This is a genomic window from Variovorax sp. GW823-FHT04B03 (assembly GCF_058796495.1).
On record NZ_JBXAIT010000006.1, the window covers coordinates 396,702 to 419,722 of the forward strand.

General features: G+C 69.4%; 24 protein-coding genes and 1 tRNA gene. 7 read left to right on the forward strand and 18 right to left on the reverse strand.

Annotated features, from left to right (window positions below; translation table 11 throughout):
- The first annotated feature begins 24 nt into the window (after nucleotides 1–24).
- The 4 genes from pxpB to pcp are packed head-to-tail and all read left to right on the forward strand — an operon-like array spanning nucleotide 25 to nucleotide 3,149.
- On the forward strand, nucleotides 25–672 hold the full coding sequence (gene pxpB, locus AC1RAD_RS25815; RefSeq protein WP_492738098.1) for a 5-oxoprolinase subunit PxpB: 648 nt from the start codon (nucleotides 25–27) through the stop codon (nucleotides 670–672).
- Nucleotides 669–1,667, forward strand: coding sequence for a 5-oxoprolinase subunit C family protein (locus AC1RAD_RS25820; RefSeq protein ID WP_492737955.1), 999 nt, complete (start codon nucleotides 669–671; stop codon nucleotides 1,665–1,667). The genes pxpB and AC1RAD_RS25820 overlap by 4 nt, the downstream gene beginning before the upstream one ends.
- 55 nt (nucleotides 1,668–1,722) lie before the next feature.
- Nucleotides 1,723–2,463: a 5-oxoprolinase subunit PxpA gene (pxpA, locus tag AC1RAD_RS25825; protein ID WP_070061982.1), complete on the forward strand. Its 741-nt coding sequence runs from the start codon at nucleotides 1,723–1,725 to the stop codon at nucleotides 2,461–2,463.
- Nucleotides 2,464–2,477: 14 nt separating this feature from the next.
- Nucleotides 2,478–3,149: a pyroglutamyl-peptidase I gene (gene pcp, locus AC1RAD_RS25830; RefSeq protein ID WP_492737957.1), complete on the forward strand. Its 672-nt coding sequence runs from the start codon at nucleotides 2,478–2,480 to the stop codon at nucleotides 3,147–3,149.
- A gap of 9 nt (nucleotides 3,150–3,158) precedes the next feature.
- On the opposite strand, the gene AC1RAD_RS25835 is transcribed toward pcp, so the two are convergent.
- A complete protein-coding gene (locus AC1RAD_RS25835) occupies nucleotides 3,159–3,869 on the reverse strand; it encodes an alpha/beta fold hydrolase (RefSeq protein ID WP_185993669.1) in 711 nt (236 codons plus the stop codon).
- 116 nt (nucleotides 3,870–3,985) lie between these two features.
- Here AC1RAD_RS25835 and AC1RAD_RS25840 point away from each other — a divergent pair, with 116 nt between their 5' ends.
- Nucleotides 3,986–4,681 carry a histidine phosphatase family protein gene (locus AC1RAD_RS25840; protein ID WP_139706433.1) on the forward strand — a complete coding sequence of 232 codons (696 nt, stop codon included), beginning with the start codon at nucleotides 3,986–3,988 and terminating at the stop codon, nucleotides 4,679–4,681.
- A 9-nt stretch (nucleotides 4,682–4,690) separates the two neighbouring features.
- Here AC1RAD_RS25840 and AC1RAD_RS25845 read toward each other — a convergent pair whose 3' ends face one another.
- From AC1RAD_RS25845 to AC1RAD_RS25855, 3 genes are all read right to left on the reverse strand, one after another.
- The gene (locus AC1RAD_RS25845; RefSeq protein WP_492737959.1) at nucleotides 4,691–6,283 is read right to left on the reverse strand and encodes an N-acyl-D-amino-acid deacylase family protein; all 1,593 of its coding nucleotides are present in this window, start codon (nucleotides 6,281–6,283) and stop codon (nucleotides 4,691–4,693) included.
- A 117-nt stretch (nucleotides 6,284–6,400) separates the two neighbouring features.
- A complete protein-coding gene (locus AC1RAD_RS25850) occupies nucleotides 6,401–7,762 on the reverse strand; it encodes a tetratricopeptide repeat protein (protein ID WP_492737961.1) in 1,362 nt (453 codons plus the stop codon).
- A 50-nt stretch (nucleotides 7,763–7,812) separates the two neighbouring features.
- On the reverse strand, nucleotides 7,813–8,211 hold the full coding sequence (locus tag AC1RAD_RS25855; RefSeq protein ID WP_492737962.1) for a tautomerase family protein: 399 nt from the start codon (nucleotides 8,209–8,211) through the stop codon (nucleotides 7,813–7,815).
- A 125-nt stretch (nucleotides 8,212–8,336) separates the two neighbouring features.
- Here AC1RAD_RS25855 and AC1RAD_RS25860 point away from each other — a divergent pair, with 125 nt between their 5' ends.
- On the forward strand, nucleotides 8,337–9,200 hold the full coding sequence (locus tag AC1RAD_RS25860; protein ID WP_159273005.1) for a LysR family transcriptional regulator: 864 nt from the start codon (nucleotides 8,337–8,339) through the stop codon (nucleotides 9,198–9,200).
- A gap of 9 nt (nucleotides 9,201–9,209) precedes the next feature.
- Here AC1RAD_RS25860 and AC1RAD_RS25865 read toward each other — a convergent pair whose 3' ends face one another.
- The 6 genes from AC1RAD_RS25865 to AC1RAD_RS25890 form a co-directional block, all read right to left on the reverse strand.
- Nucleotides 9,210–10,619, reverse strand: a complete 1,410-nt coding sequence (locus AC1RAD_RS25865; protein ID WP_492737963.1) for an amidase — start codon at nucleotides 10,617–10,619, stop codon at nucleotides 9,210–9,212.
- A gap of 8 nt (nucleotides 10,620–10,627) precedes the next feature.
- Nucleotides 10,628–12,115: an ABC transporter substrate-binding protein gene (locus AC1RAD_RS25870; protein ID WP_139706421.1), complete on the reverse strand. Its 1,488-nt coding sequence runs from the start codon at nucleotides 12,113–12,115 to the stop codon at nucleotides 10,628–10,630.
- 275 nt (nucleotides 12,116–12,390) lie between these two features.
- Nucleotides 12,391–13,212, reverse strand: coding sequence for an ATP-binding cassette domain-containing protein (locus AC1RAD_RS25875; protein ID WP_492737965.1), 822 nt, complete (start codon nucleotides 13,210–13,212; stop codon nucleotides 12,391–12,393).
- The gene (locus AC1RAD_RS25880; protein WP_307694998.1) at nucleotides 13,209–14,198 is read right to left on the reverse strand and encodes an ABC transporter ATP-binding protein; all 990 of its coding nucleotides are present in this window, start codon (nucleotides 14,196–14,198) and stop codon (nucleotides 13,209–13,211) included. Before AC1RAD_RS25880 ends, AC1RAD_RS25875 begins: the two co-directional genes overlap by 4 nt.
- Before the next feature lie 11 nt (nucleotides 14,199–14,209).
- Entirely contained in the window at nucleotides 14,210–15,085 is an 876-nt protein-coding gene (locus tag AC1RAD_RS25885; protein ID WP_492737967.1) for an ABC transporter permease, read from the reverse strand.
- Nucleotides 15,082–16,032: an ABC transporter permease gene (locus AC1RAD_RS25890; RefSeq protein ID WP_447746890.1), complete on the reverse strand. Its 951-nt coding sequence runs from the start codon at nucleotides 16,030–16,032 to the stop codon at nucleotides 15,082–15,084. Before AC1RAD_RS25890 ends, AC1RAD_RS25885 begins: the two co-directional genes overlap by 4 nt.
- Nucleotides 16,033–16,177: 145 nt before the next feature.
- On the opposite strand from AC1RAD_RS25890, the gene AC1RAD_RS25895 reads away from it, so the two are divergent.
- Nucleotides 16,178–16,483 carry a YfhL family 4Fe-4S dicluster ferredoxin gene (locus tag AC1RAD_RS25895; protein WP_095949170.1) on the forward strand — a complete coding sequence of 102 codons (306 nt, stop codon included), beginning with the start codon at nucleotides 16,178–16,180 and terminating at the stop codon, nucleotides 16,481–16,483.
- On the opposite strand, the gene AC1RAD_RS25900 is transcribed toward AC1RAD_RS25895, so the two are convergent.
- The 8 genes from AC1RAD_RS25900 to AC1RAD_RS25935 all read right to left on the reverse strand — a co-directional run bounded on the left by AC1RAD_RS25900 (nucleotide 16,466) and on the right by AC1RAD_RS25935 (nucleotide 23,016).
- Nucleotides 16,466–16,882, reverse strand: coding sequence for a hypothetical protein (locus AC1RAD_RS25900; protein ID WP_492737968.1), 417 nt, complete (start codon nucleotides 16,880–16,882; stop codon nucleotides 16,466–16,468). The two genes, AC1RAD_RS25895 and AC1RAD_RS25900, sit on opposite strands and share 18 nt — an antisense overlap.
- 128 nt (nucleotides 16,883–17,010) lie before the next feature.
- The gene (gene pth, locus AC1RAD_RS25905) at nucleotides 17,011–17,646 is read right to left on the reverse strand and encodes an aminoacyl-tRNA hydrolase (RefSeq protein WP_101488766.1); all 636 of its coding nucleotides are present in this window, start codon (nucleotides 17,644–17,646) and stop codon (nucleotides 17,011–17,013) included.
- Nucleotides 17,647–17,727: 81 nt separating this feature from the next.
- Nucleotides 17,728–18,384 carry a 50S ribosomal protein L25/general stress protein Ctc gene (locus tag AC1RAD_RS25910; protein ID WP_062476274.1) on the reverse strand — a complete coding sequence of 219 codons (657 nt, stop codon included), beginning with the start codon at nucleotides 18,382–18,384 and terminating at the stop codon, nucleotides 17,728–17,730.
- Nucleotides 18,385–18,470: 86 nt separating this feature from the next.
- Nucleotides 18,471–19,445, reverse strand: a complete 975-nt coding sequence (locus AC1RAD_RS25915; RefSeq protein ID WP_062476346.1) for a ribose-phosphate pyrophosphokinase — start codon at nucleotides 19,443–19,445, stop codon at nucleotides 18,471–18,473.
- A gap of 142 nt (nucleotides 19,446–19,587) precedes the next feature.
- Nucleotides 19,588–19,664, reverse strand: a tRNA-Gln gene (locus AC1RAD_RS25920).
- A gap of 71 nt (nucleotides 19,665–19,735) precedes the next feature.
- Nucleotides 19,736–20,617: a 4-(cytidine 5'-diphospho)-2-C-methyl-D-erythritol kinase gene (gene ispE / locus AC1RAD_RS25925; RefSeq protein ID WP_492737969.1), complete on the reverse strand. Its 882-nt coding sequence runs from the start codon at nucleotides 20,615–20,617 to the stop codon at nucleotides 19,736–19,738.
- Entirely contained in the window at nucleotides 20,614–21,159 is a 546-nt protein-coding gene (locus AC1RAD_RS25930) for a lipoprotein insertase outer membrane protein LolB (RefSeq protein ID WP_492737971.1), read from the reverse strand. The genes ispE and AC1RAD_RS25930 overlap by 4 nt, the downstream gene beginning before the upstream one ends.
- Nucleotides 21,160–23,016, reverse strand: a complete 1,857-nt coding sequence (locus AC1RAD_RS25935) for a tetratricopeptide repeat protein (RefSeq protein WP_369630042.1) — start codon at nucleotides 23,014–23,016, stop codon at nucleotides 21,160–21,162. It lies immediately after the preceding gene.
- Nucleotides 23,017–23,021: the final 5 nt, after the last annotated feature.

The following is a 23,021-nucleotide window of genomic DNA, read 5'->3' on the forward strand; positions in this document are numbered from 1 at the left end:
CGCGCTGAGGTGAGCGCCACCCCCTTGCCCCGCCTGCATCCGCTGGGCGATGCGGCGTTGGTGTGCGACCTGCCCGCGCCCGCCACGCTGGCGCAGCAGCAGCGCATCTGGGCGCTGGCCGCCGAGGTGCTGGCCTGGCCCGGCGTCGGCGAGGCGCTGCCGGGCATGAACAACCTCACGCTGACCTTCGACCCGACCGCCGTGGCGTTCGAGGAACTTGCGGCGCGCGTGCTCCAGGCCTGGCCGGGGCTCGCGGCCCATGCCGCCGAGGGTCGGCGCATCGAGATTCCCGTGGCCTACGGTGGCGAGCACGGCCCTGACCTCGCCGACGTGGTGGCCCACACCGGGCTGTCGGCGGCCGAGGTGGTGCGCCGCCACAGCGGCGGCGACTACGTGGTCTACCTGCTTGGGTTCCTGCCGGGCTTCGCCTTCATGGGCGGGCTGGCGCCTGAACTCGCGACACCGCGCCGCGCCGAACCGCGCACCGCCGTGCCCGCGCGCTCGGTGGGCATCGGCGGCGAGCAGACCGGCATCTATCCGCTGGTGTCGCCGGGCGGCTGGCAGCTCATCGGGCGCACGCCGCTCGAACTGTTCGACCCGTCGGCCGAGTCGCCCACCTTGCTGCGTCCGGGCGACCGCGTGCGCTTCGTCGTCGAAAGCCTGCAGACATGATCCTCGTGCGCAAACCCGGCGTGCATGCCTCGGTGCAGGACCTCGGGCGGCCCGGCCTGCGCCAGCTCGGCATCTGCCCGGGCGGCGCGCTCGACATGCTCGCGCTCACGCTGGCGAACCGGCTGGCCGGCAACGCCGACGCGGCGGCGGGCATCGAATTCACCATGGGCGGCTGCGAGCTGCAGTTCGAAGTCGACACCCGCATCGCGCTCACCGGCGACGACTTCGGCGCCACGCTCGACGGCGTGCCGCTGTGGCCCTGCTGGAGCGTGCCCGTGCGCGCCGGCCAGACCTTGCGCCTGGCCGGTGCCAACGCGCCTGGCACGCCGAAGGCCGGCCTGCGCAGCTGGCTCGCGGTGGCCGGCGGCATCGACGTGGCGCCCGTGCTCGGCTCGCGCAGCACCGACCTCAAGGCCGGCTTCGGCGGCCACGAGGGCCGCGCGCTGCGCAAGGGCGACCGGCTCGTGCTGGGGGCTTCGCGCCTCGGTGCAGACCAGAACGCGCGCCGTCCTTTCGGCCTGCGCGCGCCCGACTGGGGCATGGCCGAGCCCGACGGCGCGCTCGCGCTGCGCGTGCTGCCCGGCCCCGAGTTCGACCTGTTCACGCCCGACGCGCAGGCGCTGCTGTGGAGCGAGCGCTGGCGCATCACGCCGCAAAGCAACCGCATGGGCAGCCGGCTCGCCGGCGCCGAGCTGCAGCGCAAGGCGGGCGGCGACATGCTGTCTTCGGGCGTGATCCCCGGCACGATCCAGGTGCCGCCTTCGGGCCAGCCGATCATCCTCATGGGCGACGCGCAGACCACCGGCGGCTACCCGCGCATCGGCGTGGTGATCCGCGCTGACCTCTGGAAGCTCGCGCAGGCGCCGCTCGGCGGCCGGCTGCGGCTGGTGCGCACCGACCTGTCGCACGCGCTCGCGGCCTGGGCCGCGCAGCAGCGCTACCTGGCGCAGGTGGCGCAGGGGCTCGCCGCTGCGGGCTGGCCCGGCGCGGCCTAGACTGTGGCCTGAAGCAGGTGGCTCCCGCACCTGCCCCCGAGACGGAGAACACCCCATGCAGATCGACCTCAACGCCGACCTCGGCGAAGGCGCCGGCAGCGACGAAGCGCTGCTCGGCCTCGTGAGTTCCGCCAACATCGCCTGCGGCTGGCACGCGGGCGACGCCAGGACCATGCAGCAGTGCGTGCGCTGGGCCATGGCGCACGGCGTGGCGATCGGCGCGCACCCGAGCTTTCCCGATCGCGAGAATTTCGGCCGCAGCACCATGCACCTGCCGCCCGAGGAGATCGTCGCGAACGTGCTCTACCAGGTCGGCGCACTGGCCGCGATCGTCAAGGCCGAGGGCGGCCGGCTCGCGCACGTGAAGCCGCACGGCCAGCTCTACAACCAGGCGGTGAAAGAGCCCGAGTTGGCCGAGGCGCTGTGCGAGGCGGTGCGTCGCTTCGACCCCTCGCTCAAGTTCTTCGGCCTGGCCGGCAGCAACATGATCGATGCGGCCCGCCGCGCCGGCCTGCAGCCTGTGGAAGAGGTGTTCGCCGACCGCGGCTACATGCCCGACGGCAGCCTCGTGCCGCGCAGCCAGCCCGGCGCGCTCATCGAGAGCGAAGAACAGTCGCTGGCGCAGACCCTGTCGCTGGTGCGCGACCACCGCGTGGTCGCCATCGACGGCAGCACCGTGCCCGTCAACGCCCAGAGCGTGTGCCTGCACGGCGACGGCGCGCATGCGCTGGCTTTCGCGCGGCGCATCCGCGAGCGGCTGCAGCAGGAAGGCATCGACGTTCGCGCGATGGCTTGAACGCAGGCCACGCGATGCCGGCAAAGCGCGCTTCTCCCACGGTTCTGCTGACGGGCTTCGAGCCCTTCGAGCAGGAACTGCTCAACCCGTCGTGGGAAGCGGTGCGTTCACTCGACGGTTGGAAGTGCGGCCGCGCCACCGTGCATGCGCGCCTCGTGCCCTGCGTCTTCGGCGAGGCGCTCGCCGCGCTCGACCGCGCGATGGACGAACTCCAGCCGACGCTGGTGATCTGCATCGGCCAGGCCGGTGGCCGCGCCGAGTTCACGCCGGAGCGCATCGCCATCAACGTCGACGACGCCCGTGTGCCCGACAACCTTGGGCGTCAGCCGATCGACGTGCCCGTGGTGCCCGGCGCGCCGGCGGCCTACTTCTCGAGCCTGCCCGTGAAGGCCATCGTGCGCGAACTGCGCGCGGGCGGTGTGCCGGCCTCGGTGTCGAACAGCGCGGGCACCTTCGTGTGCAACCACCTCTTCTACGGGCTGATGCACCGCATCGCGACGCACGCGACGGCGAAGGGCGCGCGCGGGGGCTTCATCCACATTCCCTACCTGCCCGCGCAGGCGGCGCGCTTTCCGGGCGCGCCGAGCATGTCGCTCGAGACGCTGGTCGATGCGCTGCGCATCACCGTGAAGACCGCGCTGGCCGTGAAGCAGGACGTCGCGGAAACCGGCGGCCAGCTGCACTGACCGGGGTTCTCAAGCGCGGGGGAAGTGCTTGCCCAGCCAGGCGTTGAGCGCCGTGTTGACGAACGCAGGCTTCTCCATCGTCAGCATGTGGCCGCATTGCGGCACCCACACCACCTCGGCGCGCGGCAGCAGCGCCGCCATCTCGCGCGTGCATTCGGGTGGTGCGAGGCGGTCGTCGTCGCCGCACATCAGCAGCACCGGCGCGCGCAGCAGGGCCAGGTGCGTGCGCGCATCGGGGCGGCGCATCACGGCGTGGTTCTGGCGGATGAGCTGGGCCGCGCCGGCGCCGAGCACGATGTCCAGGTAGCGCTGCACCAGCGCCGGATTGGCGGCCTGCGCGGGATGGAAGGCGAAGGCGACGTTGGGCTCGATGATCTCGCGCACCTCGCCGCGCTCGAACCACTCGATGGCGCCTTCGCGCAGCGCGAACATGTCGGGCGTCTCGGGCCGCGCGCTGGTGCCCAGCAGCATCAACCCGGCGATGCGCTCGGGCGCCTGGCGCGCCGCCTCCATCGCGACCATGCCGCCCATCGAGGCACCGCACAGCACCAGCGGGCCGTCGTGCTCGCGCAGCACGGCGCTGGCCATGCCTTCGATGGTGTCGTGGCGCGTCTGGACGTCGCTCACGCGGGCGCCGAAGGCGGCGGGAAGTGCGGGCAACTGGGCCTCCCAGAGGCGTTCGTCGCAGGCAAGGCCGGGCAGCAGGACAAGATGAGGCATGCGCCGATTTTGCGCGATCGGACGCGCCCGGCGCACGGCCCGTACGCGGTGGCGACCGTGCAACAGCGGGTTGGCACGAAGCCGCCGTGTCATGCACTCGGGGGACAATGCATGCAATGTCCACCACCACCCCCGACTCCGCCCCCACCGACCTCATCCTGATCCGCCACGGCGAAACCGCCTGGAACCGCGAGTTGCGTTTCCAGGGCCATGCGGACGTCCCGCTCAACGACATCGGCCACGAGCAGGCGCGCCGCCTCGGCCTGCGGCTCGCGGGCGAGACGGCACGGCACCTCATCAGCAGCGACCTCATGCGCGCCCAGCAGACCGCGGCGCCCGCGGCGCAGCAGCTGGCGCTGCCGGTCGTCACCTCGGTGGCGCTGCGCGAGCAGCATTTCGGCGTGGTCGAGGGCATGCGGGCCGACGAGATTCAGAGCCAGCATCCGCGCGCCTGGGAAGAGTGGCTGGAGTTCCGCGAAGACCACGCCATGCCGCAGGGCGAGAGCGCGCGCGAGTTCCATGCGCGCGTGATCGGCGCGCTCGGCGCCGTGGCCGCTGCACATCGCGGGCAACGCTTGATCGTCGTCACGCACGGCGGCGTGCTCGACATGGTGTGGCGCACCGCGCGCGGCCTGAGCCTCAGCGGCCCGCGCCAGAGCGAGATCCCGAACGCGGGCTTCAACCGCATCCGCATCGCCGACCCGGCCGCGCCGGACGCCATCGAGATCGTCGAGTGGGCCGACACGCGCCACCTCGCCGACCTGCCGCCGCAGCCGACCTACGACCAGCGGCGGCACCTGAAGAAAGACTGATCTTCCGGTTCAGGCCGGGCAGCTGCCCGGCTTCGGCGTGCGCAGCAGCGGCACGCCGGCGCCCACGCCCGTGGGCTGGCCGCCGTCCACCGCGAGGCGGCCGTTCACCAGCACCGTGACCACGCCTTCGGACAGCAGCGTGGGCTGCGTGTAGGTGGCCTTGGCCGCGAAGCGCTTCGGATCGAACACCACCACGTCGGCGTGGTAGCCGGGGCGCAGGTGGCCGCGCTGCACGAGGCCCAGCGTGTCGGCCGTGTACGCGCTGCTGCTGCGGATGAACTGCGCCAGCGAGATCGCGCGCTCCTTCACCACGTACTGGTCGTACTTGCGCGCGAAGGTGCCGTAGGCGCGCGGATGGCCCAGCGACGAGTCGGACGAGGTCATGACCCACGGCCGCTTCATGAAGGCGCGCACGTCGTCGTCGCTCATGTTGAACGAGGCGATCATCAGGTCGCCGTCGCGCAGCACGGCGATGGCGGCGTCGACCGGGTCGGCGTTCGAGGCCTTGGCCACGTCGGCCAGCGTCTTGCCCACGTACTTCGTGCTGCCGGCCGAGAACAGGATGGCCTCGGGCCCGCCGCGCAAGCGCAGGTTCTCGCGCATGTCCTTGCGCAGGCGCTCCTGCTGCGCCGCGTCGTCGAAGCGCTGCAGCGTCGCGGCGCGACCGCCTTCGTTGGCCCAGGGCGGCAGCAGCGCGGCCGAGAAGCGCGTGCTCGACGCGGTCCAGGGGTAGTGGTCGGCCGTGATGTCCAGGCCCGCGGCGCGCTCCTTCTCGATGCGCCGGATGATGTCGCCGCTCTGGCCCTGCACCGCCACGCCCAACGCCTTGATGTGCGCCACGTGCACCGGCAGCTTCGCCTCGTGGCCGATGCGGATCACCTCGTCGATCGAGCCCTTGAGGCCGACGTTGTACATGGCCTCGTCGCGGATGTGGCTGTCGTACAGGCCGCCGTGCGCGGCCGCCACCTTGGCCAGTTCGATGACTTCCTCGGTTTTCGAGAAATTCTGCGGCGGGTAGAACAGGCCCGTCGACAGCCCGAGCGCGCCGTCGCACATCGCGCGGCTCAGGTGCTGCTTCATCGTGTCCATCTGCGCGGGCGTGGGGGCGCGGTTGGCCTCGCCGAGCTGGCTGATGCGCAGCGGCCCGAAGCCCGCGTACATCGCGATGTTGGTGCCGACCGGCACGGCGCGCAGCTTCTGCGTCTGCGCCGCGATGTCGTAGCCGCCGAAGCCGTCGTTGCCGATCACGGCCGTGGTCACGCCCTGCGTGAGAAAAGGAATGTTCAGGCGCTTGCGCGCGTCGCTCGAGAGCAGGTCGGCGTCGGCGTGCGTGTGGGCGTCGATGAAGCCGGGCGCCACCACGAGGCCGGTGGCGTCGATGGTGCGCCGTGCGCTGAACTGCGCCGGCATGGCGCGGCCCGCGAACACGATGCGGTCGCCCGCGATGCCGACGTCGCCGACCACGGGCGTGTCGCTGTCGCCCGTGTAGATGGTGCCGCCGCGCAGCAGCAGGTCGAGCGCGACGGGGGCTTCAGCGGCGGTGGCGTGGAAGGGCGAGGCGAGGGCCGCGAGAACGGCCAGCGTGACGAGGGAGCGCTGCATGGGCGAACGGGAGGAGAGCGGGAGGAGCGGCCAGTTTAGGAGTCGCTCCCGCGCAGCCGTTAATTCCTTTTGCGGCACGCCCCATGACCGGAAGGCATGGGTGGTGCCGTGCGCCGCTCAGCGCGCCGTGATCTGCCCGAGCCCCAGTCGCGCGTAGACCGCATCCGTCTGCCGCCGCAGCCGCAGCGATTCGGGCTGGCCGTTGAGCTGCTGCTGCAGCAGGCCCTGCGCGCCCGCGAGCGCAGACTCGGTGCCGGTGCGCACCAGCGCATCGAGGTACAGCTGCTCGAACAGGTCGCGCTGCGCATGGCTGCCGCCGATTTCGATCATGCGCGGCAGCGCGACGCCCAGGCCCTCGACCGCGCCCGCCACGTCGCCGCGCGCATGGGCCACGAGGCCGCGCGCGGCCGGCACGCACACGCGCTGCCAGGCGGCGCGCGTGGACGCTGGCGCCACGGGCGCGAAGGCCTCGATGTTGTGCAGCAGCACCTGCGCCTCGGGCCGGCCGGCGCGCGCCAGGCCGTAGAGGTACTGCAGGTCGAGAAAGGGCAGCACATGGTCGGCCTGGCGCTGCCGCAGGTGGTCGGCCACGTCGTCCCAGCGCGCGCCGACGTCGATGCCCGCCAGCTCGAGCCGCGCGAGCAGCGACACGGCGCCGATCTGGTCCTGCGAGTAGTCCTTCACCACGCCCCAGGCGTGCTCGTCGTACACCGCGAGCGCCTCGGCGTCGCGGCCCAGGTCGATGAGGAACAGCGCCACGTGCCACCAGTTGTGCGTGACCATGAAGGAGTTGAGCCCGGTCCAGGTGTCGCTCACACCCTGCATGAACGCCAGCCCCTCGGCCAGCCGGCCTTCGGTGAGCATCACGTGCGCCAGCGCATGGTGCGCCCAGGGCTCCTTGCGGCACAGGCCGATGGCGCGGCGCGCGCTGGCCTCGGCTTCGCGCAGCAGGTGGCACTGCTCGTAGCCGAAGGCCGCCATGCCGTGCACGTAGGGCACCTCGGCCGCGGCCGGCAGCGCCGCGAGCGCGAGCCGCAGCATGCCGGGGCAGTCGCCGGTGTTGAAGCAGTGGTACTGGCCCAGTTTCACCGACACCAGGTCGCGCGGATGCTCGCGCGCCTGCTCGGCATGCAGCGCGATGGCGCGCGCGATGTCGCCGTCGGCCCAGGCCTGGACGGCGGCGATGTAGCGCTGCTCGCGCGGCGTGGCGCGCGCCGCACCGGCGCGGGCCTTGTCGAGGAAGGGTCGGGCGTTGGCCGCGGCCTCGCGCGATTCGGCGAACAGGTGCAGCGTCGCGCAGTAGGCCTGCACGATGGGGCTGGCATCGCGTTCGGCCAGCGCCAGCAGGTTCACGGCGCGCGCCTCGGTCGAGAGGAAGCCCATGACGAAGTCGTCGACCAAAGCGAGGCTGGCGGCGTCGTCGAGCGTGAGCGGATTGCCGAGGCTGTCGGCGGCGTGCGGGGTTCCATGGGAGGGCATGGCGGCATGGTGCCACGCCCCCGGCGTCTTTCAAGTCCCTGTGAGACGCCCTAGACACCCGCTTGCTGGTGGCGGTACTCCTGCGTCTGGCCGCCGTAGCCGTAGGCCGCGGCGCGCGCGTCGATCACGTGGACGTACGAGACCTCGTGCAGGTCGGGCCGCAGCCGCGCCATGGCCGCGTGCACCTCGCGCAGGTAGCGCGCCTTCTCGGCCTTGGTGTTGGTCTCGTCGGTCACGCTGATGTCCAGGTGGAAGGCCGACTTGCCGAGTTCGGCCAGCGATTGGCCGCCGATGAACCAGCTGTCGGCGGCGATGTACTGCACCGTGACGGCGATGACCGGCAGCGCCTTGCCCAGCACGCTCTGCGTGAGATCGGCGACCGTGTCGACGGTCTTGCGGGTGAGGGCGGCGTCAGGCTGGCCGGAGAGGTGGACGACGATGTGGGGCATGGTGGACTCCTTTTTGCGTTGAAGAACGGGTGGTCGATGGGGTGATTGTGGGCGTCGCCTAGCCATCGGAAAAGCGGGAAGATATGATGGAATCCATCGGATCAGCGAATGGATAGGCAGGCACCATGCAAGGCTTCGACCTCGAACAGTTGCGCACCCTGGTGGCGGTGGCCGACGCCGGCAGCCTCACGGCCGCGGCGCCGCGCGTGTACCTGTCGCAGTCCTCGGTGAGCGAGCAGATCCGCAAGCTCGAGGAGCGCGCCGGCCAGTCGCTGCTGACGCGCAGCAAGGCCGGCGTGGCGCCCACCGAGGCGGGCCTGCGATTGCTGGGGCACGCGCGGCGCATCCTCGCGCTGAGCGACGAGGCCTTTCGCGACCTGCGCGGCGAAACCCTGCAGGGCGAGTTGCGGCTGGCCGTGACCGACTACTTCCGCCCCGGCGACCTCACCCGCCTGCTGGGCCGGCTCGGCGAGCGCTATCCGCAGGTGCGGCTGCACGTGACCATCCTGAAGAGCGACGCGCTGCGCACCGCCTATGCGCATGGCGATTTCGACGTGGGGTTGGCGATGAACATCGCGGGCGCCAATGCAGCAGCGGCCGGCAGCGGTGCCGTGCTGCGGCGCGAATCGCTGGCGTGGCTCGGCGCGACCGGCCTGCGCGTGGTGCGCGGCGAGCCGGTGCGGCTGCTGGCGCTGCCCGACACCTGTTCGCTGCACCAGTTCACCGTGTCCCTGCTGCGCCGCCGCCGCGTGCCCTATGTGCTGGCGCACGTGGCGTCAGGCGTGGCGGGCCTGCAGTCGGCCCTGGCCGCGGGCCTGGGCGTGGCCTGCCTCAACGAATCGGCGATCGGGGAAGGCATTGCACGGCTCGCACCGCCGCATGGGCTGCCGGCGCTGCCGCGCGTGGCGTTCCAGTGGTTGCCTGCGCGGCGGGGCGAGACCGCGTTCGTGACGCGGGCGCGGGAGATGCTGTCGTTGCAGCTGGCCTGAAGGCCGTGCTCAGAGCTGCGGCCAGGGCCGTTGTACTTCTCGGATCTGCTCGAACGCGCGCGCCACGCGCAGCACGCCGAGGTCGTCGAAGCGCTGCCCCGCAATCTGCAGCCCGATCGGCAAACCGCCGGCCGAGTACCCGCAGTTCACCGACGCTGCAGGCTGCTCCGACATGTTGAACGGCACCGTGAAACCGATGTGCTCCAGCGGTCGCAGCGGGTCGTTGGTGGGCGAGGGCGCCTCGGCCGCCGCCGGCATGTTGGGCGACACCGGCGAGATCACGTAGTCGAAGCGGGCGCAGGCGTTCACCGTGGTGACGCGCGTCGCGTGGAACTGGCTGAAGCTGCGGAACACGTGCTCGCCGCTGAACTCGGCGGCGCTCTCGGCCCATTCGCGGATGTAGGGCAGCACCTTGGCGCGCTGGTCGGGGCGCAGGGCCTTCAGGTCCACGAGCGAGCGCATGCGCCACAGGTGGTCCATGCCGTCGAGCAGGGCCTGCGACATGAAGGGCTGCATGGGCTCGACGGTGGCGCCGGCCTTTTCGAACAGGCGCGCCGCCTGCTCGACCGCGGCCTGGATCTCGGGTTCGACCGCGAGGCCGCAGCCGGCGTCCAGCAGCAGCCCGATGCGCAGGCCGCGCAGGTGGTCGGGCGCGACGTCGAACGCGGCCCAGTCGATGTCCTGCGCGGGCAGGCTCATGCTGTCGCGCGCGTCGGGCCGGGCCAGCGCCTGCATCATGAGCGCGGCGTCGCCGACGGTGCGCGTCATGGGGCCGGCGGCACGGCCCATGTAGGGCGGGTCGATCGGGATGCGTCCCAGACTGGGCTTGAGCGTGAAGATGCCGCACCAGCTGGCAGGCAGCCGCAGCGAGCCGCCGATGTCGGTGCCCAGGTGCAGCGGGCCGTAGCCTGCGGCGGCAGCCGCGCTGGCGCCGGCGCTGGAACCGCCCGGCGTGCGGCTCAAGTCCCAGGGGTTGCGCGCCAGCGTGTGAAAGCTCGACAGCCCCGACGACAGCATGCCGTAGTCGGGCATGGTGGTCTTGCTGACGATGACCGCGCCGGCCTCCTTCAGGCGTGCGGCTGGCGGGGCGTCGGCGGCGGCGGGCATGAGGTCGATGGCGGCGGTGCCCGCGGGCAGCGGGTCGCCGCGCGTGGCGATGTTTTCCTTGATCGTGGTCGGCACGCCGTCGAGCGGACCGCGCGCATCGCCGCGCTGCCAGCGCTGCTCCGAGGCACGCGCCTGCTCCAGCGCGGCCTCGGGCCGGAACAGCCATGTGGCCTGCAGCCGGGGCTCGCAGTGCTCGATGCGCGCGATGACGGCGCGCGTCACCTCGACCGGCGACAGGCGCTTCTCGCGGTAGGCCGCAGAGAGCTCCTGCGCCGACAGGTCGCTCAACGAAGGCAGGGAAGCGTCAGGCACTGCGGGGCTCATCCCCACGACAGGGCCGACAGGTCGTTCACGAAGATCGGGTTCTCTTTCCAGAGGCCCTTGACGTTCTTCTTGGCCACGGTGGGGAACTGCGGCTGGTAGAGGAAGCCGTTGGCCGCGTCGGTGGCCAGCAGCTTCTGCGCCTCGCCCAGCAGCTTGTTGCGCTCGGCCGCGTTGCCGGTGGACTTGATCTTGTCGAACAGCGTGTCGAAGGCTTTCGACTGGTAGCCCCAGTAGTAGTCGGGCTTGGCGTAGTTGCCCAGGTCGAAGGGCTCGACGTGCGAAATGATCGACAGGTCGTAGTCCTTGTTGCCGTAGGTGCCGCTGAGCCACTGCGCCCACTCGACGTTCTGGATTTTCACGTTGATGCCGATCTTGGCGAGCTGGGCCACGATGACTTCGCCGCCCTGGCGCGCATACGGCGGCGGGGGCAGGGTCATGCGCAGTTCGAGCGGGGTCTTCACGCCGGCCTCGGCGAGCAGCTTCTTGGCCTTCTCGATGTCGAAGGGGTTGATGCCCGTGGTGTCGACATAGCCCGCAGCGCCCGGCACGTAGTGGCTGCCGATCGGCACGCCCAGGCCGTCGGCCGCACCCTCGATGAAGGCCTTGCGGTCGATGGCCGCGAGGATGGCGCGGCGCACGCGCACGTCGTCGAGCGGCTTCTTCTTGTTGTTGATCGAGAGGATGGTCTTGGCGCGCGAACCGGCCAGGATGGTCTGGAACTGCGGGTTGTTGCGGAACTGCGGCACGGCGCGCGTGCCGATGCGCGTGAACACGTCCACATCGCCCGAGAGCACGGCGGCGGCCTGCGCGGCGGTGTCCGAGATGAAGCGGAAGGTGACCTTGTTGATCTTCGCGACGGCGGGGGCGCGGAAGCCCTCCCACTTGCTCAGCGTGATCGACGAGCCCTTGGCCCAGTTGTCCAGCTTGTAGGGGCCGGTGCCAATCGGCTTGGTAGCGTTGCCCTCGGCGCTCTTGGGCTCGACGATGGCGGCCGTGGCCTGGCCCAGCACGAAGGGCAGGTCGGGGTCGATCTCCTTGTTGATGACCACGACCGTGTGCTCGTCGACCACCTGCGTGGCGAGGTTGGCGAAGGTGCGCTTGTCCTTGTTGGTGCTCTTCTCGCCGCCGGCGCGGTCGAACGCGAACTTGACGGTGGAGGCGTTGAAGGGCTCGCCGTTCTGGAACTTGACGCCCTTGCGCAGCTTGAAGGTGTAGGTCTTCAGGTCGGGCGAGATTTCCCAGCTCTCGGCCAGCAGCGGCGTGACGCTGCCGTCGACGTTGATCTTGGTCAGCGTTTCCAGGATGTTGTACTGCACGACCTCGGCGATGGCGGCGGCGGCGCCGGTGGTCGGGTCCAGGCCCGGCGGCTCCAGGGCCATGCCGATCACGATGGCGTCCTTGCGGCCCTGCGCCATGCCGGCCAGCGGGGTGGCCAGGGCGACGGTGGCGCCGGCGGTGGTAAGGAGCGTGCGACGGTTCAACATACGGGGTGATCTCCGGAAAACGGTCAGTGTCGAATGACTGCTTCGGCGCGCACCGTGCCCCAGGGGGAAGCGCAGCGCCACGAAAGAAAGACACACAGCACGAAAGATGCCACGTGCAGCGGATCATTCTCTCGCAGCAGGCCCTCCGGTGCGCGCCAGCGCGGGCGGTTTTTCCTCGGGACGTTCCCGGATGGGCGAGCGATCTTGCGCGAAGCCCACCGCTTGCGCCACCAGATGCTCATGACCGATGTGTCCGAGGCCGCGCCCCGGGGACTTCAGGCCGCGCGCAGCGTGCCGCCGGGCGGCGTGTGCAGCACCGCCGACAGCAGGGTGCGGGTGTACGGATGCTGCGCGTGATGGAACAGCTCGGCCGGCGGCCCCTGCTCCACGATCTGGCCTTTGAACACCACGCACACCTCGTCGCACAGGTGATTGACCACGGCGAGGTCGTGGCTGATGAGCAGGTAGCTGACGCCGAACTGCTGCTGCAGGTCCTGCATGAGGTTGAGCACCTGGGCCTGCACCGAGACGTCGAGCGCGCTCACGGGCTCGTCGGCCACGATGAGCTTGGGGCGCGTGATGAGCGCGCGTGCGATCGCGATGCGCTGGCGCTGGCCGCCGGAGAACTCGTGCGGGTACTTGTCGAGGTCGGTGGTGCGCAGGCCGACGGCGGCGAGGGCTTCGGCGGCGCGTTCGCGCTGCTCGGCGCGGCGCGTTTCGGCCAGCGCTTCGAGCGGCTCGGCGACGATGCGCGCGACGGTCTGGCGCGGGTCGAGCGAGCCGTACGGGTCCTGGAACACCATCTGGAAATCGCGCCGCGCGGTGCGCAGCTCGGCCTTCGAGAGCGCGTGCAGGTTGCGGCCTTCGAGCGCGACGCTGCCCGAGGTGGGCGTGTCCAGCGCCATCACGAGGCGCGCGATGGTCGACTTGCCCGAACCCGATTCGCCGACGATGCCCACGCTCTTGCCGGCCTGCACCTCGAAGCTCACGCCGTTGAGCGCCTTCACGGTGGGCGGCGGGCCGAAGAGCTTTTCGCGCGGCAATGCGTAGTGCCGCACGAGGTCGGTCACCTGCAGCAGCGGGGTCGATGGATTCATGGCGCAACAGCCTGCGCGGCTGCAATTTCTTCGAGACGCATGCAGCGCACCGCGTGGTCCGGCGGCAGCACCGTGGCGGACGGCCGCGTGGTGTGGCAGGCGTCGACCGTGTACGCGCAGCGGCCCGCGAACGGGCAGCCCGGTGGCAGGTCGACCAGCTCGGGCACGCTGCCGCGGATGGTCGCCAGGCGCAGGCCGCGCGGCGCACCGATGGCGGGGCGCGCGGCGAACAGGCCTTGCGTGTAGGGGTGGGCGCGCTTGGCGAACACGGCGTCGGTGGGGCCGCTCTCGACCACGCTGCCGCCGTACATCACGAGCATCTTCGAGACCGTCTGCGAGATCACGCCGAGGTCGTGCGAGATCAGGATCAGCGCCATGCCGCGCTCGGCCACGAGGCCCTGGATGAGCTCGAGGATCTGCTTCTGGATCGTCACGTCGAGCGCGGTGGTGGGCTCGTCGGCGATCAGCAGGTCGGGCCCGCAGGCCAGCGCCATCGCGATGCCGATGCGCTGGCGCTGCCCGCCCGAGAACTGGTGCGGGTAGGCATCGAGGCGCGAGGCGGCGTCGGGAATGCCGACGCGGTCGAGCAGCGCGAGCACTTCCTTGCGCGCCTCGGCCTTCGACAGGCCGCGGTGCAGCCGCAGCGGCTCGCCGACCTGGCGCGCGATGGTGTGCACGGGGTTCAGCGCCGTCATCGGCTCCTGGAAGATCATGCCGATGCGGTTGCCGCGGATCTGGCACATGTCCTTTTCGTCGCGCCCGACCAGCTCGGTGCCGTCGAAGCGGATGCTGCCCGTGACCTTCGCGGTAGACGGCAGCAGGCCCATGAGCGACATGACGGTGATCGACTTGCCACAGCCCGACTCGCCGACGATGCCCAGCGTTTCGCCGCGCTCCAGAGAGAAGGAAATGCCGCGCACGGCTTCGGCCGGCCCGCGTTGCGTCTGCAGGCCGATGTGGAGGTCGTTGACTTCGAGAAGCGCCATGGCGTGCTTGTTTACCTCGCGCGCGCCAGGCGCGGATCGAGCAGGTCGCGCAGGCCGTCGCCCATCAGGTTCAGGCCGAGCACCGCCAGGGCGATGGCCATGCCGGGGAACACCGCGAGCAGCGGCTGTTGGAACATGAGGGTCTGGGCTTCGCTGAGCATGCGGCCCCACGAGGGCTGCGGCGGTTGCGTGCCGAGGCCGAGGTAGGAGAGGGCGGCCTCGGCCAGGATGGCGATGGCGAAGCGGATGGTGATCTGCACGATCAGCACGGCCGAGATGTTGGGCAGCACGTGCTGCATGGTGATCGCGAGCGATCCCTTGCCGCAGGCGCGTGCTGCGGCCACGTACTCGCGTGACCAGATCGCGTTGGCCGAGGCGCGCGTGATGCGTGCAAACGTCGGGATGTTGTAGATGCCGATCGCGATGATGGCGTTGACGATGCCGGCGCCGAACACGGCCGTCATCATGATGGCCGAGAGGATCGCGGGGAAGGCGAGCGTGAAGTCCGACAGGCGCATCACCGCTTCTTCGACCCAGCCGCGTCTCGCAGCAGCGAGCAGGCCCAGCGCGGTGCCGACCACGAGGCCGATGCCCACGGCGATCACGCCGACGAGGATGGAGGCGCGTGCGCCCACCAGCAGCAGCGAGGCCACGTCGCGCCCGAAGGCGTCGGTGCCGAGCCAGTGCGTGGCCGAAGGGCCCTGCATCTTGTTCGCCATGTCCATCGCGTAGGGCGACCACGGCGTCCAGACCAGGGAGAGCACGGCAGCGATCAACAGCAGCAGGCTTAGCACGCCGCCGATCGCGAAGCTGCGGTGGTGCAGGGCGCGGCGCCAGAAGCCCGGCACCTTGAGCACGACGGCGCTGGTAACGGTGGTCGTGCTCATACGTCGCTCGCCTTGATGCGCGGATCGATCACGGCGTACAGCACGTCGACCACGAAGTTCACGATGACGACCATGGCCGCGAGCAGCATCACGCAGTTGCGCACCACGATCAGGTCGCGGTTGCTGATGGCCTGGAAGATCAGCCGGCCCAGGCCCGGCAGGTAGAACACGTTCTCCACCACGATGGTGCCGGCCAGCAGTTCGGAGAACTGCATGCCCATGACGGTGATGACCGGGATCATCGCGTTGCGCAGCACGTGGGTCCACAGCACCATGCGCTGCGACACGCCCTTGGCGCGCGCGGTGCGCACGAAGTCTTCGCGCATCACCTCGAGCACGGCCGAGCGCGTGATGCGGGCGAGGATCGCGGCCTGCACCACTGCGAGCGAGAGCGCCGGCAGCAGCAGCGATTTCAATCCCGCCAAGATGCCTTCACCCCAGCCCTCGAAGCCGCCGGCGGAGAACCACTGCAGCTGCACCGAGAACACGAGGATCAGCAGGATCGCGAACCAGAAGTTGGGAATGGCGATGCCGACCTGGGCCATGCCCATGAGGCCGACGTCGCCGAGCTTGTTGTGGCGTGCCGCGGCCGTCACGCCCACGAGCAATGCGATGACGACGGTGAGGGCCATGGCCATCACGGCCAGTGGCACGGTGAGCGCTAAGCGTTCCAGGATCAGGTCGATGACGGGCGAGCTGTAGGCATAGCTGTCGCCCAGGTTGCCGGTGAGCAGGCCGCCGATCCAGTGCCAGTAGCGGGTCCACGCGGGCTGGTCGAGGCCGAGCTTGGTGGCCAGGGCGGCGACGGCGTCGGGCGAGGCGTCGGGGCCCATGAGCATCTGCGCGGCATTGCCGGGCAGGATCTCGAGGACGAGGAAAACGATGACCGAGGCGCCGATCAGGGTGCCGATCAGCGTGGCGATGCGCTTGAATAGAAACAGACTCATGGGGCGGGCCGCAGCATAACTGACTGGTGCAACAACCGTGCCTTGGCTGTGAACTTTGTCGCTCCTCGCCGGACCGCCCTGACGCCGGCGGGGGCTCCGCAGGGTCTGCTGGGAGGCCTTCGCCCGGTCCGCCGATAATCGGGGGATGGCCCTCATGATCACCGACGAATGCATCAACTGCGATGTCTGCGAGCCCGAGTGCCCGAACGATGCGATCTACATGGGCGCCGAGTTCTACGAGATCGATCCGCACAAGTGCACCGAGTGCGTCGGCCACTTTGACGAGCCGCAGTGCGTGCAGATCTGCCCGGTGGCTTGCATCCCGGTGAATCCGGACCATGTGGAGACCCGCGAGACGCTGATGCAGAAGTACGTGCGCCTCACGGCGGACAAGGCGGCAGCGCCAGCTTCGGATGCCGCCTCGCCGTCGTCGTCAGCCGGCGCCCTCTGAGCCGGGTTTCTTCTTCTTTTTCTTCTTGCCTGTGTCCTTCGGCGCCTCGTCGCCGGTCGAAGGACTGTTGAAGCGCGCACTCGTCGGGCGGGGCTCGGCCGTGTGCTTGCGCTGACGGGCCTGGGCGGCCTGTTCGGCGGGCGTGAGTGGTTGCGCGTTCGTGGCGAAGCGCCCGGCATCGAAGGTCGTGGGACTGCGCCGGCCGAGCGCCTCCCGCTCCTGCGACTCCCGGTTGCGTGCCAGCCGACCCGCGCTGTGCTCGTTGCGGCGCGTGGCGTCTTCCGACGCCTTGCGGTCCGCATCGCTGCGCCGGTCGTCCACCTTCACGGTCCGCCCGCCTTCGCACGGCTGGTCGGAGTAGGTGTTGCCGCATCGCCAGGTCTGGGCTGAAGCGCCCATGGAGGCGGCGGCCAGTGCTATTGAAAATATAGCGATTGCCGCTGTTCCAGCCGTCTTCTTGTTCTTTGTCGTCGTTCTTCTTTTTCTCATTTCTTGTTTGCTCTCCCTCCCTGCACTCCCGTGGCCGGCTAGGTGGCGGCAGGCGTTGTGCCTCCGTCGCCGGGCTCCCGCCTCGGCGGCTTGGGCCGCGGCGGTTTGCTCGTGTGAATCATCAGCGTGGCTTTTTCCATCTCGCCGGCCACCAGCGCGGGGGCGGCATGCAAGGTGCGCACGATGGCGTCTTCGATCGCTTCACGTTGTTCCTTGAGCGGCTTCTTGAGCACCCAGTTGACCACCTCCGACTTCACGCCGGGATGGCCGATGCCCAGGCGCAGGCGCCAGTAGTCGCCGGTGCCGAGCTGGGCGTGGATGTCGCGCAGGCCGTTGTGGCCCGCATGGCTGCCGCCGAACTTGAGCTTGGCCTGGCCGGGCACCACGTCGAGCTCGTCGTGCACCACGAGGATTTCCTCGGGGGCGATCTTGAAGAAGCGCGCCAGCGAGGCCACCGACTTGCCCGACAGGTTCATGAAGGTCTGCGGTTCCAGCAGCCAGATGCTCTGGCCGCCGATGTTCGCGCGCGCCGCGAGGCCATGGTAGCCGCGCTCGGGCACGAGGTTGAGCTTCCAGTCGCGCGCGAGGGCGTCGATCCACCAGAAGCCGGCGTTGTGGCGCGTGGCTTCGTACTCAGGGCCCGGGTTTCCGAGGCCGACAAACAGCTTGATCATGGCGGGAATTATCTCGCCGCCCCACAAAGCAAAAGGCCCGCACGAGGCGGGCCTTCTGTTCGCGGACGGAAAGAAAGAGGATTACTTCTTCTTGGCCGTCTTGGCGGCGGGCTTGCCAGCGGCAGCAGCAGCGCCTTCGGCAGCAGCGCCTTCGGCGGCCGGTGCGGGCTCTTCCGAGACCAGCGGCGGCACGGCCGACACGATGACGGGGTTGGTCTTGCCGTGGCTCACGAACTTCACGCCCTTGGGCAGCTTGATGTCGTTGACGTGCAGCGTGGCGTTCTTCTTCAGGCCCGAGAGATCGATCTCGATGAATTCAGGCAGATCGCTGGGCAGGCAGTTGATTTCCAGCTCGGTCATCACGTGGTTCACGAGGTTGTGATCCAGCTTGACGGCGTCGGACTCTTCTTCACCCTTGAAGTGAAGCGGCACCTTCATGTTCATGCGGGTCTTGGCATCGACGCGTTGGAAGTCGATGTGTTGCACCAGCTGGCGGAACGGGTGGTATTGCACGTCGCGCAGCAGCACCTTGGTGACGGCGCCGGCGAGGTCCATTTCGAGGATCGACGAGTGGAAGGCTTCCTTCTTCAGGGCGTGCCACAGCGCGTTGTGATCGATTTCGATCAGTTGCGGCTGGGTGTCACCACCGTAGACGATGCCCGGGGTCTTGCCCGTGATGCGGAGACGGCGGCTCGCACCCGTGCCCTGCTTTGCGCGCTCATAAGCGACGAATTTCATAACTAGCTCCTGTGAGAGTCCACCGCGACCAGTGAGACTCCGATTCAAAAAGGCCTCCGTAGGAGGCCCGCTTTTTCGCTCTCAGCTCAGAACAGGTTGTCCTGGTCCGAGAACAAACTCATCACCGACTCGCCCTTGGCAATGCGCTGGATCGTTTCGGCGATCAGCGGTGCCACGGAGAGCTGGCGGATCTTTCCGCACGCGACGGCCGCGTCGGAAAGAGGGATGGTGTTGGTGACGACCACTTCGTCCAGGGCCGTGCCCTTGGAGAGGCGTTCGATGGCCGGGCCCGAGAAGATCGGGTGCGTGCAGTAGGCGTACACGCTCTTGGCGCCGCGCTCCTTCAGCACTTCGGCCGCTTTGACCAGCGTGCCGGCCGTGTCGATCATGTCGTCCATGATCACGCAGTTGCGGCCGTCGATCTCGCCGATCACGTTCATGACTTCGCTGACGTTGGCCTTCGGGCGGCGCTTGTCGATGATGGCGAGGTCGCAGTTCAGTTGCTTGGCCAGCGCACGGGCACGCACCACGCCGCCGACGTCGGGCGAGACCACGATCAGGTCTTCGTAGTTCTTCTGGCGCAGGTCGCCCAGCAGCACGGGCGAGGCGTAGATGTTGTCGACCGGAATGTCGAAGAAGCCCTGGATCTGGTCAGCGTGCAGGTCCATGGTGAGCACGCGTTCGACGCCCACGGTTTCCAGCAGGTTGGCCACCACCTTGGCCGAGATCGGCACGCGGCTCGAGCGCGGGCGGCGGTCCTGGCGGGCGTAGCCGAAGTAGGGAATCACGGCGCTGATCCGCTCGGCCGAAGCGCGCTTGAGCGCGTCGACCATGATCAGCAGTTCCATCAGGTTTTCGTTGGTCGGCGCGCAGGTCGACTGCACCACGAACACGTCGCGGGCACGGACGTTCTGGTTGATCTCGACGGTGACTTCACCGTCGGAGAAGCGACCGACGCGTGCGGCGCCCAGCGAGGTGCCGAGGTTGTGCGCGATTTCCGCTGCAAGGCCGGGATTGGCGTTGCCGGTGAAAACCAAGAAATCAGGGTGATTGGCCTGCATGAGCGCGTCCGGGCAGTGCAAATGGGCTTGCGGGAAAGCCGCCAAGGTTTCGAGTCGTGGCGGCCTGTGTGGGCCGCCGATTATTGCAGCCGGTGGACTGCAAAAGAAGCACTGCGGCCATCAGGCCGCAGTTTGAGAGATTTGGCAGGGGAGAAAGGATTCGAACCTTTGCATGCTGGAATCAAAATCCAGTGCCTTAACCAGCTTGGCGACTCCCCTACACAGGTTGATGGTTTGCACCACCCACCGATATATGTCGCATCGAACCGCAGAGCGTTCCGATTATCTCTTCAGGCTGCCCATCCCCAGAGTGGATGAACTGCCAGATTGTCGCATTGTCGAACCTGCCATCCCCGGGGGGCTTCGAGCAGTTCCGCTTCCTGCGGCAATTGCGGCATCTTCGCGAACACCGAACTTCCGGAGCCGGTCATCCGGGCCTTCAATCCTTGCAGTCCGAGCCATTCGATGGCGTCGGTGACTGCGGGGCAAAGCCGTTGGGCAACCGGCTGCAGGTCGTTGTGACCGAAGTCGTAAACCCCGTTGCCGAGGTTTGTGGCTTCTAGCTGTTCGCTATCTGCAGCAAAGCCTGAGATTATAGCAACAGGAGTTGCCCGTTCCAGATCATCCGCAGAAAAAATTAATCGGGTATCAAGTCCCTCGGGGGGCTTGGCCACCACGAAGCGTGCCGGCGGCAAGTTTACCGGTGTGATTTCTTCGCCGATGCCTTCGACCCAGGCGTTGCGTCCGCCGAGGAAGAAAGGCACGTCCGCACCCAGCTTCAGCCCGATCTGCGCCAGACGCGACAGCGGCAGGTTCAGGTTCCAGAGGCGGTTGAGCGCGAGCAGGCAAGTGGCCGCATCCGACGACCCGCCGCCCATGCCCGCCTGCGCCGGCACATGCTTGGCGATGCCGATGTGCGCGCCCTGGCCGGGCGCGGCATGCGTCTGCAGCGCACGGGCAGCACGCAGCACGAGGTCGTCGGCCGGCAGCGGCGTGGTGAGGTCTTCGCGGCTGAGCTGGCCATCGTTGCGCAGTTCGACGTGGAGCGTGTCGCACCAGTCGATCAGCATGAAGACCGACTGCAGCAGGTGGTAGCCGTCGTCGCGCCGCCCGGTGATGTGCAGGAACAGATTCAGCTTGGCCGGCGCGGGAAGGTCGTAGATCGCCTTCATGAGCGTTCGAACACGATGCGCAGGTCGGCCCGAGGTGCCGGGGATTCGCGGGTGGCCTGCAGGCGGCCGTTCGACAGCTGGCCCAGGTCGGCGCGCCAGCCGGGCACGGGGTCGGCGCGGCCGTCGAGCCAGCCGAACAGGGCGCCCACCGGAATGGCGGCGCCGGTGGCGGCTTCGATCAGTGCGTCGACGGAGTCGTAGCGGCGGGTCTCGCTGCCGTTCTTCAGCAGGGCTTCACCCGGCGCCCAGTGCAACTGGGCCAGCGTGCTGCCGATGGGCGTGGTCAGCGTCAGGTCGCCGGTTTCGGCCGAGCCGCGCAGCTCGAACAGTGCGGCAAAGGTCTGGACCGGTTCGCTGTCGATGCGCAGCGACATGCGCCCGCTCCAGCTGGCCGAACGTCCGGGCGCGGCAGCGGTGCCGCCCGAGAGCTGGGCGCAGCCCGAGAGCCACAGCAGCAGTGCGCCGCCGCCCGCGCCAAGCGCCGCGCGGCGGGTGAAGGACCCATCGCCCCGCGCGGGAGCCGTGTGCGTGATCGATGCCATTCAGGGTTTGACGCGCAGGCGCTTGAGGGTTTCCTGCAGCGTCTCGTTCTCGGCGTCGGTCAGCAGCGATTCTTTCCAGATCGCGACCGCGCGGTCCTTCTGGCCGACCGACCACAGGACTTCGCCGAAATGCGCGCCGATCTCGGGGTCGGGCCGCGACTTGTAGGCCGCCTCGAGGATGCGGATCGCCTCCGCCGTGTTGCCGAGCCGGAACTCGACCCAGCCCAGGCTGTCGGCGATGAACGGGTCTTCGGGCGCGAGCTGCACGGCCTTCTGGATGAGTGTGCGGGCCTCGTCGAGCCGGATCTTGCGATCGGCAAAGGAGTAGCCCAGCGCGTTGTACGCGTTCTGGCTCTCGGGCTTGAGCGTCATGAGGCGGCGCAGCAGCCGCTCCATGTCGTCCAGGCGATTGAGCTTCTCGGCCATCATGGCCTGGTCGTAGACAAGGTCGCCGTCGTCCGGCGCGGCGGCCGAGGCCTGAGCCAGCAGGTCGTAGGCGGCCTGGTATTGCTTGGCTTCGCGCAGCAGCTGGGTTTCGGCCAGCAGTTTCTGCTTGCGCTCCTCCGCCGTGCGCTCGGGCAGCGCGCGCAGCAGCTCGCGGGCCTGGGGCAGCTTGCCCTGCTTCGCGAGCAGGCTGGCGCGGCGGCCCTGGATGGCGCTCTGGTTGTCAGTGCTGTCGATGCGCGTGATCCAGCGGTCGGCCGCCTGGAAATCCTTGCGCCGTTCCGCCAGCTGCGACAGCACGAGGTACGCCTGCGTCAGCCCGCGCTTGCGGTCGGCGACGTCACCGGCGTCCTGGCTCTGGCCTGGTGCCGTCATCAGGTCGACGTAGCGCTTGAGCGAAGTTTCGGCCGCCGCCTCCTGGCGGGCCTGCATCTGCAGGCTGCCGAGCAGCAGCCAGGGCTCCGCCAGCTCGGGGCGCGCGGCGGTCAGGGTCTGCAGCTGCGTGCTGGCGTCGCTGAAGCGGCGGTTCTCGACCAGCGTGCGCGCATAGGCGATGCGCAGGTCGGGCGAGGCCTTGGGGTTGTTGGCGAGGTAGCGCGTGACGATCGGCTCGGCCAGCGGCTGGCCCGGGTCGATGAGCTCGAGCGCCAGCGCCGAGGGTGCCTCGGACGACGGATCGATGGCCTGCCCCTTGCGCGCGGCGTCCAGCGCCCCCGAGGGGTCGCCGGCGTTCAGGCGCAGCCGGCCTACGGTGGCCCAGGCCAGTCCGCCGGTGGTCGGGCTCTTGAGTTCATCGACCAGCGCCTGTTCGACCACCGAGGCGGCCAGCTTCTTGTCGGCGGCGCGGCCGTAGGTGCGCGCGATCACCGCCATCAGCAGGGGCCGTTCGATCTGCGAGGTGGCGGCCACTTCGGCGCGCAGCGGTTCGACGGTTTCGCTGATGCGGTTCAGTGCGATCAGGATCTGCAACTCGATGCGCCGGGCATCGCGCGAATTGGGCAGCGCTTCCTGCCAGGCGCGTGCCGCGGAAATGGCGGCGTCGCCGGAGCGCGACTGCAGCGCGATTTCGACCGCGCGCTGGAACAGCTTGCCGTCGCGCAGGCGCCGGGCGGCGTCGAGCACCAGCGAATAGCCGGAGCCGGGGTCACCCGAGCGGGCGGTGATCTCGCCCATGAGGATTTCGTAGAACAGGTCGGCGGTCAGCGCCGACGGCTGCGCGGCTTCGGCGGCCGGCTTGGCGGCCGCAGGGGTCGTCCGGGGGCGCACCGGCGGCTTCGGCGGTGCCGTGCGCTCGATGGCGGGAGGCGGGTTGCCGGCGGCGGTGGGTTCGAGAGACTGTGCGTGCGTTGTGTAGGCAAGCAGCACGAGAGACGCGGCCGCCGCAAGGCGGTGACGGCGGGGCGATGGGTTCATCTGAC

Bases quoted from the DNA above. Each gene is read 5' to 3' on its own strand.
- AC1RAD_RS25820 (WP_492737955.1), top strand. From the start codon at position 669: ATGATCCTCGTGCGCAAACCCGGCGTGCATGCCTCGGTGCAGGACCTC.
- pxpA (WP_070061982.1), top strand. From the start codon at position 1,723: ATGCAGATCGACCTCAACGCCGACCTCGGCGAAGGCGCCGGCAGCGAC.
- pcp (WP_492737957.1), top strand. From the start codon at position 2,478: ATGCCGGCAAAGCGCGCTTCTCCCACGGTTCTGCTGACGGGCTTCGAG.
- AC1RAD_RS25835 (WP_185993669.1), bottom strand. From the start codon at position 3,869: ATGCCTCATCTTGTCCTGCTGCCCGGCCTTGCCTGCGACGAACGCCTC.
- AC1RAD_RS25840 (WP_139706433.1), top strand. From the start codon at position 3,986: ATGTCCACCACCACCCCCGACTCCGCCCCCACCGACCTCATCCTGATC.
- AC1RAD_RS25845 (WP_492737959.1), bottom strand. From the start codon at position 6,283: ATGCAGCGCTCCCTCGTCACGCTGGCCGTTCTCGCGGCCCTCGCCTCG.
- AC1RAD_RS25850 (WP_492737961.1), bottom strand. From the start codon at position 7,762: ATGCCCTCCCATGGAACCCCGCACGCCGCCGACAGCCTCGGCAATCCG.
- AC1RAD_RS25855 (WP_492737962.1), bottom strand. From the start codon at position 8,211: ATGCCCCACATCGTCGTCCACCTCTCCGGCCAGCCTGACGCCGCCCTC.
- AC1RAD_RS25860 (WP_159273005.1), top strand. From the start codon at position 8,337: ATGCAAGGCTTCGACCTCGAACAGTTGCGCACCCTGGTGGCGGTGGCC.
- AC1RAD_RS25870 (WP_139706421.1), bottom strand. From the start codon at position 12,115: ATGTTGAACCGTCGCACGCTCCTTACCACCGCCGGCGCCACCGTCGCC.
- AC1RAD_RS25875 (WP_492737965.1), bottom strand. From the start codon at position 13,212: ATGAATCCATCGACCCCGCTGCTGCAGGTGACCGACCTCGTGCGGCAC.
- AC1RAD_RS25880 (WP_307694998.1), bottom strand. From the start codon at position 14,198: ATGGCGCTTCTCGAAGTCAACGACCTCCACATCGGCCTGCAGACGCAA.
- AC1RAD_RS25885 (WP_492737967.1), bottom strand. From the start codon at position 15,085: ATGAGCACGACCACCGTTACCAGCGCCGTCGTGCTCAAGGTGCCGGGC.
- AC1RAD_RS25890 (WP_447746890.1), bottom strand. From the start codon at position 16,032: ATGAGTCTGTTTCTATTCAAGCGCATCGCCACGCTGATCGGCACCCTG.
- AC1RAD_RS25895 (WP_095949170.1), top strand. From the start codon at position 16,178: ATGGCCCTCATGATCACCGACGAATGCATCAACTGCGATGTCTGCGAG.
- AC1RAD_RS25900 (WP_492737968.1), bottom strand. From the start codon at position 16,882: ATGGGCGCTTCAGCCCAGACCTGGCGATGCGGCAACACCTACTCCGAC.
- pth (WP_101488766.1), bottom strand. From the start codon at position 17,646: ATGATCAAGCTGTTTGTCGGCCTCGGAAACCCGGGCCCTGAGTACGAA.
- AC1RAD_RS25910 (WP_062476274.1), bottom strand. From the start codon at position 18,384: ATGAAATTCGTCGCTTATGAGCGCGCAAAGCAGGGCACGGGTGCGAGC.
- AC1RAD_RS25915 (WP_062476346.1), bottom strand. From the start codon at position 19,445: ATGCAGGCCAATCACCCTGATTTCTTGGTTTTCACCGGCAACGCCAAT.
- ispE (WP_492737969.1), bottom strand. From the start codon at position 20,617: ATGAAGGCGATCTACGACCTTCCCGCGCCGGCCAAGCTGAATCTGTTC.
- AC1RAD_RS25930 (WP_492737971.1), bottom strand. From the start codon at position 21,159: ATGGCATCGATCACGCACACGGCTCCCGCGCGGGGCGATGGGTCCTTC.
- AC1RAD_RS25935 (WP_369630042.1), bottom strand. From the start codon at position 23,016: ATGAACCCATCGCCCCGCCGTCACCGCCTTGCGGCGGCCGCGTCTCTC.